We start from the raw sequence: 16,642 nt of genomic DNA on the forward strand, positions 1-16,642 counted from the left end.
TTCCTATTAATAGGAACTCTTTTTTGTTTAGACAGATAATAAATCTTTTGTAAACTCGGTTAAAATTTCATAACCTTCACTTGTAACAACAATATCATCTTCAATCCTTACCCCAGCGATTCCTGGTACATAAATTCCTGGTTCAATAGTGAATACCATATTTTCTGCAAGTGGCATTTCATTTGTTTCTGTAATGGAAGGAAATTCATGCACACTCGCGCCTAATCCGTGACCTAAACGGTGTGGGAAATAGTCGCCATATCCAGCTTTTCGAATCACATTACGAGCTGCTAAATCAATCTCTTTTGCAGGAACGCCAGCTTTGACTTGATCAATTGCAGCGAGTTGTGCTTCAAGTACTGTTTCATAAATTCGTTTTTGCTCATCTGAAATTTCTCCAAAAGCAACCGTTCTAGTTGTATCAGATGAATAACCCTTATGAACTACACCAAGGTCAAAGAGAACAAGGTCACCCTTTTTGACTTTAGTTGCACCAGGAGTCCCATGAGGAAGCGCACCATTTGCTCCAGTTAGAACCATGGTTTCAAAACTCATCTTACTAATACCTTTTTTCTTCATTTCATACTCGATTTTTGCAACGATTTCCGTCTCTGTTTTACCCTCAGCAATTTCTGCTATACCAATTTTTACTGCTTCATCTGCTAGAAGAGCCGCTTCCTTCAAAATGCTAAGCTCTTCGGGAGTTTTAATTAGACGTAACATTTGCAACTTATTTTCAATTGAAAGATAACTGGTCGCCTTAAAATGCCCTGAAAATTGTTCAAAGCGATCCACACTCATATGAGATTTTTCAATCGCGATGCGTGTCGGACTTGCTACACGATTTTTAATTTCACGAGCGATGATTTCAAAAGGATTTTCAGTATCTTGATAGCCGTAAACATCATAATTGAACGAACTTCCTCTTGCATCTTCAACTTCAAGAGCAGGAGTGAATAAAAAAGGATCATGTTCACTAAATAGGGCAAGTCCAAGTACTCGTTCATGTGGGTCACTATGATAGCCGGTTAAATAGGCAATGTTCTCAGGATCGGTCAAAAATGCAACTTCAGCACCTTGCATATCCATCCATTCTCTTAATTCATTTAATTTTTTTACCATGACTATTTTTCCTTCTTTCAATCTGATTTTCATCTTCATCATATCATGATTCGAAGATTCCTGATATTGTTTTGTTTTTTCGAAACAGTTGCTTTTCAGTACTAATACAGATAGAATTAAAGTAGTACAGTTTGTTTCCCAATAAATCAATATTTTTTATCAATGTATTAAAACAGTATAAAAAAAGAAAGGAAGTTTTTTAAATGAAATTGTCATTTCACGGTCAATCTTGTATTAAAATTCAAACTGGTGAAAAAACGATTCTAGTTGATCCTTTTATCTCGGGAAATGAAAAGTGTGATCTCTCTGTTGAAAGCGAAACGCCGGATTATATTGCAGTGACGCACGGTCATGATGACCATGTGGGAGATACGGTCCAAATTGCTAAAGAGTCAGGTGCACAAATCATTTGTAATGCTGATCTTGAAGATTTTTTTAGGTTACAAGGAATTTCTAATATCGCTTCTATGCATATTGGCGGAAAACGGCCTTTTGATTTTGGTTCTGTAAAACTCACCCCTGCATTCCATGGTTCATCAACTGTTGTAAATGGACAAGTCGTTAGTTTTGGAATGCCCAATGGGTTTGTCTTTACGATCGAAGGAAAAAACATTTATCATGCAGGAGATACTGGACTTTTTTCAGACATGAAACTAATCGGAGAGCTTCAACCTCTTGAACTTGCTTTTCTTCCAATCGGCGATAATTTTACAATGGGGCCTGAAGATGCAAAAATTGCCGCAGACTTTTTAAAAGCGAAGAAAGTTGTTCCAATGCATTACAACACCTTTCCGCTTATCGCTCAGGATCCCGAAAAGTTTGTTTCCTCACTATCAGCTGGGATTGAAGGGATAAAACTTGAAATAGGCGAGAGTTTAGAAGTTTAAAATAAAAGAAATAGGTGAGTCAATTGGCAACTAAACATGAACAAATTTTAAAATACATCGAAAACTTAGCTGTTGGCGAAAAAATCTCCGTGCGTAAAATTGCAAAAAACCTTTCTGTGAGCGAGGGAACGGCTTATCGAGCGATTAAAGACGCTGAAGTGCTTGGTTTTGTTTCTACCATTAAACGTGTTGGAACGCTGCGAATCGAACGAAAACAAAAAGATAGTATCGAAAAACTCACTTTTGCGGAAATCGTCAATATGATTGATGGGCAAGTACTTGGTGGCCGTGAAGGCTTATATAAATCACTCAATAAATTCGTTATCGGGGCGATGACGATAGAAGCGATGGAACGCTATACAGATGCTGGGAACCTTTTGATCGTCGGTAATCGTGACAGGGCGCATGAACTTGCCTTAAAACGTGGTGCAGCTGTCTTGATTACTGGTGGATTTGACACAAGTGACCACGTTAAACGACTGGCAGATGAAAAAGAATTACCTATTATTTCTACTTCTTATGATACTTTTACAGTTGCTACAATGATTAACCGAGCGATTTACGACCAATTAATAAAAAAAAGAAGTCGTGATGGTAGAAGATATCTTAACGCCTTTTGATGAAACAGCTTATATGGAAACAACGGAAAAAGTAGAAGACTGGCACACGTTGCAAGAAAAAACTGGCCACAGTCGTTTTCCTGTTATTAATAAGGCTTTTCGTCTAGTGGGAATGATCACTAGTAAAGACATTATTGATAAAAATCCATCTGTTTCTATTGAACGAGCTATGACAAGGAATCCGCTTACAGTAGGTCCGAAAATGAGTGTCGCCTCTGTCGCTCATATGATGGTTTGGGAAAGCATCGAAGTGATTCCCGTTGTTAAAGAAGATCTGACATTAATTGGAATCGTTAGTCGCCAAGATATCTTAAAATCGATGCAAATGATTCAGAAACAACCTCAAGTTGGCGAAACGATTGATGATACAATTGCGAAGCAGCTGGATGAGAGAAATGAGGATTCAGGTGAGGTTAGTTACGAATTTAAAGTAACTCCTCAAATGACAAATTCTATTGGAACGTTGTCATACGGCGTTTTTACGCAACTTATTTGTGATGTTGTCCAGCAAAAACTGTTTTCAATGAAAAAACGAAATGTGGCCATTGAAAATGTAACGCTTTACTTTTTGAAGCCTGTCCAAATGGATACGGTTTTACAGGTAAGGCCACGTGTACTTGAGATGGGAAGAAAAGCTGGAAAACTGGACGTAGAGCTTTACTTAGAGGGCATCTTAATTGGAAAAGCGATTGTTGCTTGTCAAATGATGGAACGTTAACGAGAAGATTGGGGCAAAAAGAAAATGAAAAAAGAAATTTTAAAGGCCATTCAAGCCTACGAGACGGTAATACTTCATCGTCATATTCGACCGGATCCAGATGCTTATGGTTCGCAGATGGGGCTTGCGGCTATCATCAGGGCCAGCTTTCCTGGGAAAAAAAGTTTATTCAGTCGGGGAAGCGGAGCCGTCACTTGCATTTTTAGGGCAACTGGATTCTCTTTCAGATGATGTCTATCAAGGCGCGCTTGTCATTGTTTGTGATACTGCAAACACCGAACGAATTGATGATGAACGCTACTCTCTTGGCGATAGGCTCATTAAGATTGATCACCACCCGAATGATGATGCATATGGAGATTTAATTTGGGTAAATACGAAAGCTTCTTCTTGCAGTGAAATGATAACAGCTTTTTACGAAGAATTTTCTGATGAACTCGTTTTGAATGAAACTGCGGCACGTTTGCTTTATGGGGGCATTGTTGGCGATACAGGCAGATTTTTATACCCGAGCACGACGGAAGAAACCTTCCGGATGGCGGCAAAGCTGGTTGAGTTTTCGTTTGATAGGTCAGAACTTTATCAGAAACTTTATGAGGTGCCACTAAATACGATGCGGCTTTCCGGCTATATTTTCGAGCATTTTGAACTAGAAGAAAATGGAGCAGCGACCATTTACATTTCAAAAGAAATTTTAAATAAATTTGGTTGTACTGCGAAACAAGCTTCCAATCTTGTGAGTTCGGTTGAAAATGCAAAAGGACTTAAAGCTTGGCTAATGTTCATCGAAGAAGAGGATGATATTCGAGTTAGACTTCGTTCGAAGGGACCGGTCATTAATGAACTTGCAAAAAAATATCGCGGCGGCGGGCATCCGCTTGCTTCTGGAGCAACCGTTTATACGCAACAAGAAGTTCAAGAAATGCGCGATAAATTAATTCAGCTATGCGAAAATGATAAAAAAGACCTTTAACGGAAAGGTCTTTTTTATACGAACATACTTTCTTTTTCTGCTTTTTCCCGCTATAATAAGAAGTGTCCATGATGAATGTCTAGAAAGGAGTGTGAATAATGGGATTTATTCATTTGCAAGTGGCCAGTGCATTTGATTTACTATCGAGCACGGCACGAATAAAAGAACTTGTTAAAAGAGCAGACGAATACCATTATTCTGCTCTTTCTATGACTAATAAAACTCGCTTTATGGCGTGGTTGAATTTTATAAAGAGTGCAAAAATGCTGGCATAAAGCCGGTTATTGGAATGACTGTGGCCGTTGAAGGTGTTATCCATTCGGGAAATGACTACGAAGTCATTTTGCTTGCCGAAACGACTTCTGGCTATCAAAACTTGTTAAAAATTTCCAGCGCTATAAAAACACGGAATGAAAAAGAAGTTTTACCACTCAAATGGTTAAATTCTTATAAAGAAGGGCTTATTATTCTTTCTCCAGGGAAAAACGGGGAAATTGAACAGCTCTTATTAGAGGGAAAAGAAGAATTTGCAGATGAAGTCGCTCGTTATTATACCGAGTTAGTGGGTGCCGAGTACTTTTACTTAACCTTACAAAAAGAACATTCTACACTTGCAAAACTGATTCAAAATTTCGCCGAAACACGTAACTTGCCAATCACTGTCACAAAGGATGTTCGTTATATTTTGCCACGTGACGTACAAGCAAAAGAAGTTCTTGCGGCAATACGAGATAATACGACAGTAGACTGGGAATCTCTTGAACTTGTAGGCTCTGCTTATTTTGCAAGCGAAGCAGAAATGGAAGCTCTCTACACCACAGATTTTGAACGAAAAGCTTTATTTGAGTCTGGAAAAATTGCTGCACGCTGTCAAGTGGAAATCAAAATGAATCAGCATCTTTTGCCACGCTTTCCTCTTCAGGCGGGTGAAAGAGCAACCGATGCTCTAGCAAAAGTCGCTGTTCAGGGACTAAAAGAGCGAGGGCTTGACGGGCAGTCTGACTATGAGGAACGCTTAAGTTATGAGTTGCGGATTATTAATGATATGGGGTTTGCGGACTACTTTTTGATCGTTTGGGATGTGATGAAGTATGCGCGGGAACACGATATCTTAACGGGACCTGGTCGGGGTTCAGCTGCTGGCTCTCTTGTTTCTTATGTGCTTAAAATTACCGATGTGGATCCTATCCAGTATAATTTACTTTTTGAACGGTTTTTGAATCCTGAACGCGTCACCATGCCGGATATCGATTTAGATTTTCCTGATAACAAGCGAGATGAAGTCATTGCTTATGTGGTTAAAAAATATGGCGAACAGCATGTTGCGCAAATCGGAACTTTTGGAACGCTCGCAGCAAAAGCAGCGATACGAGACACTGCGCGAACATTTGGTTTAAACTCTGTTCAGCTTGCAGAGTGGGCCAAGTTGATTCCGAATTCCCTTGGCATCACGCTTGAAAAAGCTTTAAAGGAAAATCCGCGATTAGAAAAACATATTCATTTTTCAAAAGAAAATGAGATGATTTGGGAAGTGGCTTGTTCGATTGAAGGATTGCCACGGCATATCTCGACACATGCCGCCGGAATTGTGATTAGTGATGAAGCCCTTGTTGATCAAGTTCCGCTTCAACAAGGTAGCCAAGAAGCCTTGCTTACTCAATATGCGATGGGAGATTTAGAAGAAATCGGCTTGTTAAAAATGGACTTTCTTGGGTTGCGAAATTTAAGTCTTCTTGACCGTGTTCTTCGGTCTGTCAATTACCATCGTAACTTAAACTTGACGTTACAGGATATTCCGCTTAATGATGAGAAGACCTTACAACTTTTTAAACGCGGGGACACAACAGGCGTTTTCCAATTTGAATCTGATGGAATTAGGCGAGTCCTTCGAAATCTTGTGCCAACTTCTTTTGAAGATATTGTTGCCGTAGATGCACTCTATCGTCCGGGCCCAATGGAACAAATTGACACATTCATTGCAAGAAAACATGGCAAGGAACAAATCGTTTATCCACACAGAGATTTGAAACCTATTTTAGAAGTCACTTATGGTGTCATTGTTTACCAAGAACAAATTATGCAAGTAGCGAGCACCATGGCTGGATTTTCTCTCGGTGAAGCGGATCTTTTAAGACGAGCCGTGAGTAAAAAGAAGGCTGATGTGTTAAACGAACAACGAGAGAAATTCGTTTCAGGCGCCCTAAAAAAAGGATATCAAGAAACAAGTGCGAATGAGGTTTATGATTTAATCGTTCGCTTCGCTAACTACGGATTCAACCGAAGTCATGCGGCTGCTTATTCGAAAATTGCTTTTCAATTAGCTTTTTTAAAAGCACATTTTCCCGCCGAGTTTATGGCGGCTTTACTAAGTTCTGTGTTTGGAAATGACGCGAAAATCAGTCAATATGTCACGGAAGCAAAAAAATATGGTATCAATATGCTTCCGCCAAGCATTAATCAAAGCCATTATTATTTTCAAGTTGAAGGTGCATCTCAAATCCGCTATAGTTTCCGCGTCATTCGCAAGGTGCCAAATAAATTTGTTTTAGCACTCATTGAAGAGCGGAAAAAAGCTCCTTTTAAAGACTTTTTTGATTTTTGTGAGCGAATTCCACAAAAAACATTGACACCTGCCATTTTAGAAGCATTGATTTACGCGGGTTGTTTCGATGAATTTGGAAAAACTCGTGCCACTTTAATCGGCTCCATTCAAGCTGTTTTACAATTTTCTAGTTTGCTTGGAAACGATGAGCGGGGAATGAACTTATTTACAGCAGATGATGACTTTTTTCAAACGATGAAACCGCGTTATAAAGAAGCGGAAGAGTTTCCAGAAAAAGAAAAACTTGCACTTGAAAAAGAGTATACTGGGCAGTATGTATCAGCTCATCCTGTGACTCGCTACCAAGAAAAACTAAAAAAAATTAGGTGTTACGCCACTCGCAAGTGTTTCAAGTAAGCAGTTTGCTTTGCTGGGTGTTTATGTGCTTTCTACAAAAGTTATTCGTACGAAAAAAGGAGAGAACATGAGCTTTTTAACGGTCTCTGATGATAGCGGTGAACTTTCAGCAGTAGCGTTCCCTGAGGCGTATCGAAACTTTAATTTGATTTTGCAAGAAGGGGAACTATTAGCCTTACAAGTGAAAATTGAAGAACGAAATGGAGAAAAGCAGGCGATTATCAATCAAGCAGAACAGCTCGATAAAATTGAAATTCCTAAGCGTTTATTTATAAAGGTGGAAAGTGATGAACAAGTTCGGCAATTGAAAATGATTTTGAAAGAATTCAAAGGAAATTCAAGAGTAGTCCTACATTATGCAACAACAAAAAAAAACAGTAGAACTCTCAGATTTTTTCTCAATTTCTTTCTCTACAGAACTAGAAGAAAAGCTTGTTAGCTTGCTTGGGACGGAAAATGTTGTCTTTAAGTAAATTTTTTTCATTTCCTAAAAGAAGTAAAAGTATGGTATAGTTTAGAATGGACAAGAGACTTGCGGTGATGAATAGCTGTTTTCAGCTGACTATTGCCGCAATTCGTTTTTTGGCTTTTATGGTGTGAAAGAAGGACTTTTAATTTATTTTATTCATTTTATTACCGCCATAAATCTGATTTAGAAAGCGTAGTAGGGAGGTTTCATCTTTGTTAGGCGATTTATTTACTAAACCAAAGAAGAAAAAATATGCAGCGATCCCAGCAGAAGGGACCAAACATGATGTTCCAGAAGGGATTATGACAAAATGCCCAAAATGCAAAAAGATCATGTATACAAAGGAACTTGAGAAAAATTTGATGGTGTGTAGCCATTGTGGTTTTCATCATCCGATTGGTGCCCAAAAGCGGCTTAGCTACTTAGTAGATGAAGGTTCTTTTAGCGAACTGGATGCTTGGCTTAAACCTGCTAATCCACTAGGCTTTGAAGACTATATGGAGCGAGTGGAAAAAGATCAAGAAAAAACAGGTCTAAAGGATGCTATTCTAACTGGAACCGCAGCTATTGAAGGGGAAAAACTTGTCATTGCTATCATGGATTCGCGTTTTCGGATGGCAAGCATGGGAAGTGTTGTTGGTGAAAAAATTCTCCGTGCAGTTGAAAAAGCAGCTGAGTTAAATCTTCCTTTTGTTATTTTCACAGCTTCTGGAGGGGCGAGAATGCAGGAAGGAATGCTTTCCCTTATGCAAATGGCGAAAACTTCTGCTGCCTTTAAACGCTTCAGTAATCACGGAGGTCTTGCGATTACTGTGATGACCCATCCAACGACTGGTGGCGTTTCGGCTAGCTTTGCTTCTCTTGGTGATTTTAATTTTGCTGAACCAGGGGCTTTAATTGGCTTTGCTGGCCGACGTGTTATTGAGCAAACAGTTCGCGAAGAGTTACCAAAAGATTTTCAGACCTCAGAATTTTTATTAAAACACGGCCAGCTTGATGCGGTTATTTCGCGCTTAGAACTGAAAGAAAAGTTGCGCTTTGTGTTATCATTTCACCACAGAGAACCTGAAGAAGATGAGGAGGGAACTTCCGTTGGCGAATGAAATGGATTTTGAAAAACCAGTTTTAGAACTTCGAACGAAAATTGCGGATCTGAAAGAATATAATGCCAAGTCGGAAGTCGATCTCTCAAAAGAAATCGAAAAGCTTGAACAACGACTTGAAAAATTAGAAGTGGAAATTTATGGGAATATGACAGCTTGGGATAAGTTTCAAGTGGCACGACATCCAGAAAGGCCCACAACGCTCGATTATATTCCGCTTCTATTTGAAGACTTTATGGAACTCCATGGCGATCGTTATTTTGGGGATGATGCTGCTATTGTTGGTGGCATTGCTAAATACAAAGGGATTCCTGTAACAGTTATCGGGCATCAGCGCGGGAAAGATACAAAAGATAATTTACACCGCAATTTTGGCATGCCTCATCCAGAAGGTTTTCGAAAAGCTTTGCGCTTGATGAAACAAGCTGATAAGTTTAGACGGCCAATTATTTGTTTGATTGATACAAAAGGAGCCTATCCGGGACGTGCTGCTGAAGAACGAGGTCAAAGTGAAGCAATTGCTAGGAATTTATATGAAATGAGCGATATGAAAGTACCTATCATTTCGATTGTAATTGGTGAAGGTGGAAGTGGTGGGGCACTTGCACTTGGAGCGGGTAATCAAATTTTTATGCTTGAAAATGCTGTTTTCTCTGTTATTACACCTGAAGGAGCGGCAGCGATTTTGTGGAAAGATGCAAGTCTCGCTCAAAAAGCAGCCGAATCAATGCGTATTGCCGCAAATGATCTCTATGAACTTGAAATTATTGATGGGATTATCCCGGAAATCAGAGGCGGGGCGCACAATGATTTGAAAAAGCAAGCTGAACTAATTGATCAAACGCTTTCGAAGTCGTTGCACACACTTATGGCATTCACAGAAGAGCAACTTGTTGAACAGCGGTATAATAAATTTAAAAAAATCGGGGTTTATGAAGCCTAAAGAGAAGCGTATTGACAGGGTCAATACGCTTCTTCTGTATATTTTTTTACATCAATTCTTTATTAAGAACTTTTTTCACAAAATAAATTTGTATAGACCAAACTCCTCGTTTCTTGCATTATAAAAGCTTTTTTTAAAAGTACCAATTTAAAAAATGGAGGATTTATCCTTAGAAAAGCTTTGAAAAATGCGCTCCTGAGACTTTTCATTTCGAGTGAATTAGGGTAGAATAGTACCGTGTGATGGAAAAATAATCATAGTCTGAGGTGGTAGTAAAAATGAAACGTATTGCGATATTGACGAGTGGTGGCGACGCACCTGGTATGAACGCAGCAGCCCGAGCTGTTGTGCGTAAAGCTATTTATGAAGGTTTAGAAGTTTATGGAATTAATTACGGCTTTCTTGGACTTGTAAACGGAGATATCCACAAACTCGAACTTGGTTCAGTCGGGGACTTGGTTCAACGCGGGGGTACATTCCTATATTCTGCACGTTACCCTGAATTTGCAACGGAAGAAGGACAACTAAAAGGGATTGAACAACTTAAGAAGCATCAAATTGATGGACTTGTGGTTATTGGTGGAGACGGTTCTTATCACGGTGCTGAGGCTCTTACTAAACGTGGTTTCCCAACAATTGGAATTCCGGGAACAATCGATAATGATATTTCAGGAACAGACTTCACAATAGGTTTCGATACAGCGCTAAATACAGTTTTAGACGCACTTGATAAAATTCGTGACACGGCAACAAGTCATGAACGTACATTTATCATTGAAGTAATGGGACGTGATGCGGGAGATATCGCACTTTGGTCGGGGCTTGCTGGCGGCGCTGAAGCTATTATCGTTCCAGAAGTTGAATTTAACATGGATGATATCGTAGGGCGTCTTAATAAGGGACGTGAACGTGGTAAAAAGCACAGCATCATTGTTGTTGCTGAAGGAGTTATGTCTGGAAATGAGTTTGCTGAACGTCTTGCACAATACGGGGATTACCATGCGCGCGTTACTGTTTTAGGGCATGTTCAGCGTGGCGGAAGTCCAACGGCATTTGACCGTGTGCTTGCAAGCCGACTTGGTGCTCGTGCGGTGGACCTTTTGCTTGAAAACCGTGGCGGTTTAGCTGTTGGAATTCGTGAAAATAAAATCGTTGAAAACGATATTACAGAAATTTTAAAAGAAAAACATCAGTTGAATGATGAGATGTTTAAACTAGCATCTATTCTTTCAATTTAAGAGGGAGGGTCACTAAAGCAGTTTAGTGACCTTTTTCAAGTGTAATTTTGAAAATAATTTTTGAAAACAAGAATCATTCTTATTTAGAAAAGAATAAGTTTGATTGTTTTTTCACAAACAACTTGTTTCATAAAGCTGTTACTGGTAAAATGTAATAGATGTGTTTATAATGTGTATATGAATAGGTAGTTCTAGGAGGAGTAGTGAAGATGAAAAAAAACGAAAATTATTTGTACCATTGGACCTGCTAGTGAATCCGTTGATACGCTAGTAAAACTAATTGAATCGGGTATGAACGTAGCTCGACTTAATTTTTCCCATGGTGATTATGAAGAACATGGTGCGCGAATCAAAAATATTCGCGAAGCAGCAAAAATTACTGGGACTCCAGTAGCTCTTTTGCTCGATACAAAAGGTCCAGAAATTCGCACAAACGATATGGCAGGCGGAAAAGTAGAGTTTGCTGAAGGTGATATCGTTCGCATTGCAATGACACCTGTTGAAGGAACAAAAGAAAAGTTCTCAGTTACTTACGCAGAACTTTTTGATGATGTAGAAGTTGGTTCAAGTATCTTGCTTGACGATGGTCTTATCGGACTTGAAGTTACTGAAAAAGATAATGCCAACCGTGAACTCGTAACAAAAGTTCTTAACCCTGGTGTTTTGAAAAACAAAAAAGGCGTAAACGTGCCAAACGTTTCTATTAATCTTCCTGGAATCACTGAAAAAGATGCAAACGATATTCGTTTTGGTTTAGAACAAGGAATCGATTTCATTGCAGCTTCATTCGTACGTCGTGCGTCTGATGTTCTTGAAATCACAAAAATCTTGGAAGACCATGATGCTACACATGTTCAAATCATTCCTAAAATTGAAAACCAAGAAGGTGTCGATAATATTGACGAAATTCTTCAGGTTTCTCAAGGATTGATGGTTGCTCGTGGTGACCTTGGTGTGGAAATTCCAGCTGAGGAAGTTCCGATTGTTCAAAAAGAACTTATCAGAAAATGTAACAAGTTAGGAAAACCAGTTGTAACAGCAACACAAATGCTTGATTCGATGCAACGCAATCCGCGTCCAACTCGTGCTGAAGCATCTGACGTTGCGAATGCTATTTTCGATGGAACAGATGCAATTATGCTTTCTGGTGAAACTGCAGCTGGGGATTATCCAGTTGAAGCCGTTCAAATGATGGCGAAAATTGCTCTTCGCACAGAAGAAGCCTTGATTACGCAAGATAAGTTTGCGCTTAAAATGCATCAAAATACTGATATGACGGAAGCAATTGGCCAAGCGGTTGGTCATACTGCTCGTAATTTAGACGTTCAAACAATCGTTGCCGCTACTCAAAGTGGTCACACTGCGCGTATGATCTCTAAATATCGTCCGAAATCGCATATCCTTGCGGTTACTTTCAACGAACATGTTTGTCGTTCGCTTGCTCTTTCTTGGGGTGTTTATGCTCGTTTAGCAGATCCTGTTCAAAATACAGATGATATGTTTGATCTAGCAGTAAAAGAATCACTTGATTCTGGACTTGCTCAACAAGGAGATTTAATTATCATCACTGCTGGAGTTCCAGTTACCGAAAGTGGAACAACGAATTTGATGAAAATCCAACTAATTGGTGAAAAAGTAGTCAAAGGTCAAGGCGTCGGTCGTGAATCTGTAAGTGGAAAAGCGATTGTTGCAAAGACAAATAAAGAAGCACTTGAAAAAGCAGAACAAGGTGGCATTCTTGTTGTTAAAACAACGGATAAAGAAATCATGCCTGCATTCGAAAAAAAGTGCCGCAGTTGTTGTTGAAGAAGGTGGCTTAACAAGCCATGCAGCGGTTGTTGGAATTAACTTAGGTATTCCAGTTGTTGTAGGTGCAAAAGACGCTACAACTCTTATCAACCATGGTGAAATCATCACAGTTGATTCTCGTCAAGGTGCTGTTTATAACGGAAAAACGGCTACTCATTAAACTAAAGGCTAGACCCATTAAGTGCGGGATTCGTACTTAATGGGTCTTTTTTTTCGTTATGTTTTTTTATTCTCTGTAAATGCGTTATAATAAAGGGATAGAAGACAAACAGGAGTTGATATTTTGAAAAATATGTTTGCTTACTGGGCAATTTATGGGCTCGTTGAATTAATCATTTATGTGTGGTTATTCCAGTGGATCGGATTTTGGCCACTTCTTCTGATTCAAATTTTTTCTACTGCAATGGGCGTTTATATGTTTAAAAAAAGTGGGCGGAACACTTTTAAGAAATATTTTGGACGGGCGAACGGTTGCGCCGTACTTGCTCGATACCATTTGTTTTTTCTTTTCCGCACTATTCTTTACAATACCGGGAGTTTTAACCACTTTAATCGGATTACTTCTGTTTATTCCGTTTGTTAGGCGACTTATTAAACCCAAACTCACAAAATGGTTTGCCAAACAAAATAAGCAGTCAGACCACTATTATTTCGATATGTGACAAGCGGGCTTAGCTAGCTCGCTTGTTTCTCCAATCTTAGTATTCGTTTTACTTATAAAGTTTCAGAAACGTAATAGGTTTATTTTATGCTAAATAGAAATTTTATGCTATAATATTTTTTATCTTATGGAAATTCCTTAAGGTAGCGAAAGGTGTTCATTATGTTTACAGAAAGCATGTTTATTTTTACTACTTTTTTTTAGCGCTTGGAATCGTGGCTAAGAATAATTCATTGATCATTGCTGTTGCAGTTGTGATTGTTCTCAAACTTTTTGCTGGGAACACAAAAATTATAGAAGTGATTCAATCAAAAGGCATTAACTGGGGAGTTACAATCATTACAATCGCTATTTTGATTCCAATTGCAACGGGCCAAATCGGCTTTAAAGATTTATTTGATTCGTTTAAATCCCTCTCAGGTTGGGTAGGTTTAAGTGCAGGGATTCTAGTTTCGATATTATCAAGAAAAGGGGTCGGCTATATGTCGCAAGACCCTCAAATCACAGTTTCACTTGTATTCGGGACCATTCTTGCAGTAGCACTTTTCCGAGGAATTGCTGCAGGTCCTGTAATTGCTTCTGGTATTGCTTATATTGCGATGCAAACGATCACGTTTTTCACCACCAAGTAAGAAGGGAAATAACGTTTATGAAGGAGGATTTAGATGACACTTTCTAAGGGACTTGAAAATGTATATGTAGCAGAGACTTCTATCAGCTCCATTGTTGACGATACTTTAAAGTATGTCGGATATGGTATTGATGATTTAGTTAAAAATAATGTCAGCTTTGAAGAAGTTATTTATTTACTTTGGCATCTTAGACTGCCAAACAAGGATGAATTAGCAAATTTTCAGCTTGAAATTAAAGAACATATGGCTGTATCGGAAACAATCATCACTAGTCTTAGAATGCAACATCATCAGAAACTACATCCGATGAGTGTACTGCGGACAACTGTTTCAATGCTTGGTGTATTTGATACCGAATCCGAGCTAGATGACGGAGAATCTATTTACAAAAAAGGGTTACGTCTACAAGCTAAAATGCCGACAATCGTAGCTGCTTTTTCAAGAATTCGCCGTGGACTAGATCCTATTCCACCCCGTGATGATCTCGGCGTGGCTGCTAACTTTTTGTACATGTTGACTGGCGAAGAAGCTGATCCTCTTTCCGTTGAGGCGATGAACAAAGCACTTGTCTTGCATGCTGATCATGAATTTAACGCTTCTACCTTTACAGCTCGTGTTTGCGTGGCAACTCTTTCCGATGTGTATTCAGGAGTAACCGCAGCAATTGGCGCCTTAAAGGGACCGCTACATGGCGGAGCTAACGAACGTGTTTTTGATATGCTCGAAGAAATAGATCGTGCTTCAAGCAACGTAAAAGACTACATACAATATAAAATTGACCAAAAACAAAAAATTATGGGCTTTGGCCACCGTGTTTATCAAAATGGAGATCCACGTGCCAAACATTTAAAAGCTATGTCACACCTTTTGACAAAGGAAACAGAAGAAGCGAAGTGGTATACGCTTTCTTGCCAAATAGAAGAGTCTGTTTGGGAGCTTAAACATCTGCGACCAAATGTTGATTTTTATTCTGCATCCGTTTACCATGCGCTTGGCATTGATGTTGATTTGTTTACACTCGTTTTTTTCTGTAAGCCGTGTTTCTGGATGGCTCGCGCATATTTTTGAACAGTATCGTGATAACCGCTTAATTCGCCCTCGAGCGATTTATGTAGGTCCTGAAGATCGTAAGTTTTTACCTATTGAAGAACGGATATAAGGAGGAATTTCTAACGTATGGCTGAAAAAATTCAAGTGAATAACGGGGTGCTTCATACACCCGATGAGCCCATCATTCCATTTATTGAAGGAGATGGAACTGGTCCTGATATTTGGCGAGCTGCTAAGCGAGTGCTAGATTCTGCTGTTGACAAAGCATACGGAGGATCACGAAAAATCGAATGGAAAGAAGTTTTAGCCGGCGAAAAAGCTTTTAAACAAACTGGTGAATGGCTTCCGCAAGAAACGCTTGATGTGATTTCTGACTATTTAATTGCTATTAAAGGGCCGCTTACAACACCAATTGGCGGGGGGATTCGTTCGCTCAATGTCGCGCTTAGACAAGAACTAGACCTGTATGTTTGTTTGCGTCCTGTGCGCTATTTTACAGGTGTCCCGTCTCCTGTTAAACGACCTGAAGATACTGATATGGTTATTTTTCGAGAAAATACAGAAGATATTTATGCAGGGATTGAATTTAAAGAAGGTAGCGTGGAAGTACAAAAACTAATTCAATTTCTTGAATCTGAATTTAATGTTAAAAATATCCGTTTTCCTGAAACATCAGGAATTGGTGTTAAGCCTATCTCAAAAAAAGGAACAGAGCGACTTGTTCGCTCGGCAGTTCTTTATGCGCTGAAAGAAAACCGCAAGTCCGTTACCTTAGTTCATAAAGGAAACATCATGAAGTTTACGGAAGGTGCCTTTAAACAATGGGGCTATGAGCTTTGCGAACGGGAATTCAAAGATCAGGTGTTTACATGGAACGAATATGACCGGATTAAAGAAGCAGAAGGAACAGAAGTAGCAGATTTAAAAACAACAAGAAGCTTTAGATGCTGGGAAAATTCTTATCAAAGATTCTATTGCGGATATCTTTTTGCAACAAATTTTAACTCGACCGGCTGAATTTGATGTTGTTGCGACAATGAACTTAAATGGGGATTATATTTCTGATGCCCTAGCGGCACAAGTTGGCGGAATTGGAATTGCGCCAGGTGCCAACATAAATTACCAAACTGGACATGCAATTTTTGAAGCGACACATGGAACTGCACCGAAATATGCAGGGCTCGATAAGGTTAATCCATCCTCCGTTATTCTTTCCGGGACGTTACTTTTAGAGCATTTAGGTTGGAATGAAGCCGCGGATCTAATCACACAATCGATGGAAAAGACAATTCAAGCCAAGACCGTCACTTATGATTTCGCTCGTTTAATGGATAATGCAACAGAACTCAAATGCTCGGAATTCGCGAATGAATTAATCAGCAACTTATAAGAAAGTTCGTTTTTTCTGGGATGTAATATAAAAAGTTTGTATTTTTGTTCGTTTTTAAAAAAGAGCAC

5 protein-coding genes and 8 pseudogenes are annotated in these 16,642 nt (G+C 39.2%); 12 read left to right on the forward strand and 1 reads right to left on the reverse strand.

The features are described 5' to 3' along the window. Positions 1–27: 27 nt before the first annotated feature. Positions 28–1,122, reverse strand: a complete 1,095-nt coding sequence (locus tag MAQA_RS09975) for a M24 family metallopeptidase (protein WP_036073547.1) — start codon at positions 1,120–1,122, stop codon at positions 28–30. Between the two features lie 203 nt (positions 1,123–1,325). Between MAQA_RS09975 and MAQA_RS09980 the strand changes: the two genes are divergently transcribed. The 12 genes and pseudogenes from MAQA_RS09980 (at position 1,326) to icd (ending at position 16,574) form a co-directional block, all read left to right on the forward strand. After that, positions 1,326–2,009, forward strand: a complete 684-nt coding sequence (locus tag MAQA_RS09980) for a metal-dependent hydrolase (RefSeq protein ID WP_036073549.1) — start codon at positions 1,326–1,328, stop codon at positions 2,007–2,009. Positions 2,010–2,032: 23 nt separating this feature from the next. Then, a pseudogene (gene ytoI / locus MAQA_RS09985) lies at positions 2,033–3,347 on the forward strand (CBS-HotDog domain-containing transcription factor YtoI). A gap of 24 nt (positions 3,348–3,371) precedes the next feature. Beyond that, positions 3,372–4,320, forward strand: a pseudogene (locus MAQA_RS09990) (DHH family phosphoesterase). Between the two features lie 98 nt (positions 4,321–4,418). Next, positions 4,419–7,752: pseudogene (dnaE, locus tag MAQA_RS09995) on the forward strand (DNA polymerase III subunit alpha). A gap of 208 nt (positions 7,753–7,960) precedes the next feature. Continuing rightward, positions 7,961–8,851, forward strand: a complete 891-nt coding sequence (gene accD / locus MAQA_RS10005) for an acetyl-CoA carboxylase, carboxyltransferase subunit beta (protein ID WP_036073554.1) — start codon at positions 7,961–7,963, stop codon at positions 8,849–8,851. Beyond that, entirely contained in the window at positions 8,841–9,794 is a 954-nt protein-coding gene (locus MAQA_RS10010; RefSeq protein ID WP_036073556.1) for an acetyl-CoA carboxylase carboxyltransferase subunit alpha, read from the forward strand. The genes accD and MAQA_RS10010 overlap by 11 nt, the downstream gene beginning before the upstream one ends. 278 nt (positions 9,795–10,072) lie before the next feature. Beyond that, positions 10,073–11,032, forward strand: a complete 960-nt coding sequence (pfkA, locus tag MAQA_RS10015; RefSeq protein WP_036073557.1) for a 6-phosphofructokinase — start codon at positions 10,073–10,075, stop codon at positions 11,030–11,032. 225 nt (positions 11,033–11,257) lie between these two features. Next, positions 11,258–13,001 (forward strand): annotated as a pseudogene (pyk, locus tag MAQA_RS10020) (pyruvate kinase). 123 nt (positions 13,002–13,124) lie between these two features. Beyond that, positions 13,125–13,503: pseudogene (locus MAQA_RS16445) on the forward strand (FxsA family protein). Positions 13,504–13,664: 161 nt separating this feature from the next. Beyond that, positions 13,665–14,134 (forward strand): annotated as a pseudogene (locus tag MAQA_RS10030) (DUF441 domain-containing protein). A gap of 33 nt (positions 14,135–14,167) precedes the next feature. After that, a pseudogene (gene citZ, locus MAQA_RS10035) lies at positions 14,168–15,293 on the forward strand (citrate synthase). 17 nt (positions 15,294–15,310) lie between these two features. Next, a pseudogene (gene icd, locus MAQA_RS10040) lies at positions 15,311–16,574 on the forward strand (NADP-dependent isocitrate dehydrogenase). Positions 16,575–16,642 lie beyond the last annotated feature (68 nt).

The sequence above is a fragment of the Listeria aquatica FSL S10-1188 genome (assembly GCF_000525795.1).
GTDB lineage: Bacteria > Bacillota > Bacilli > Lactobacillales > Listeriaceae > Listeria > Listeria aquatica.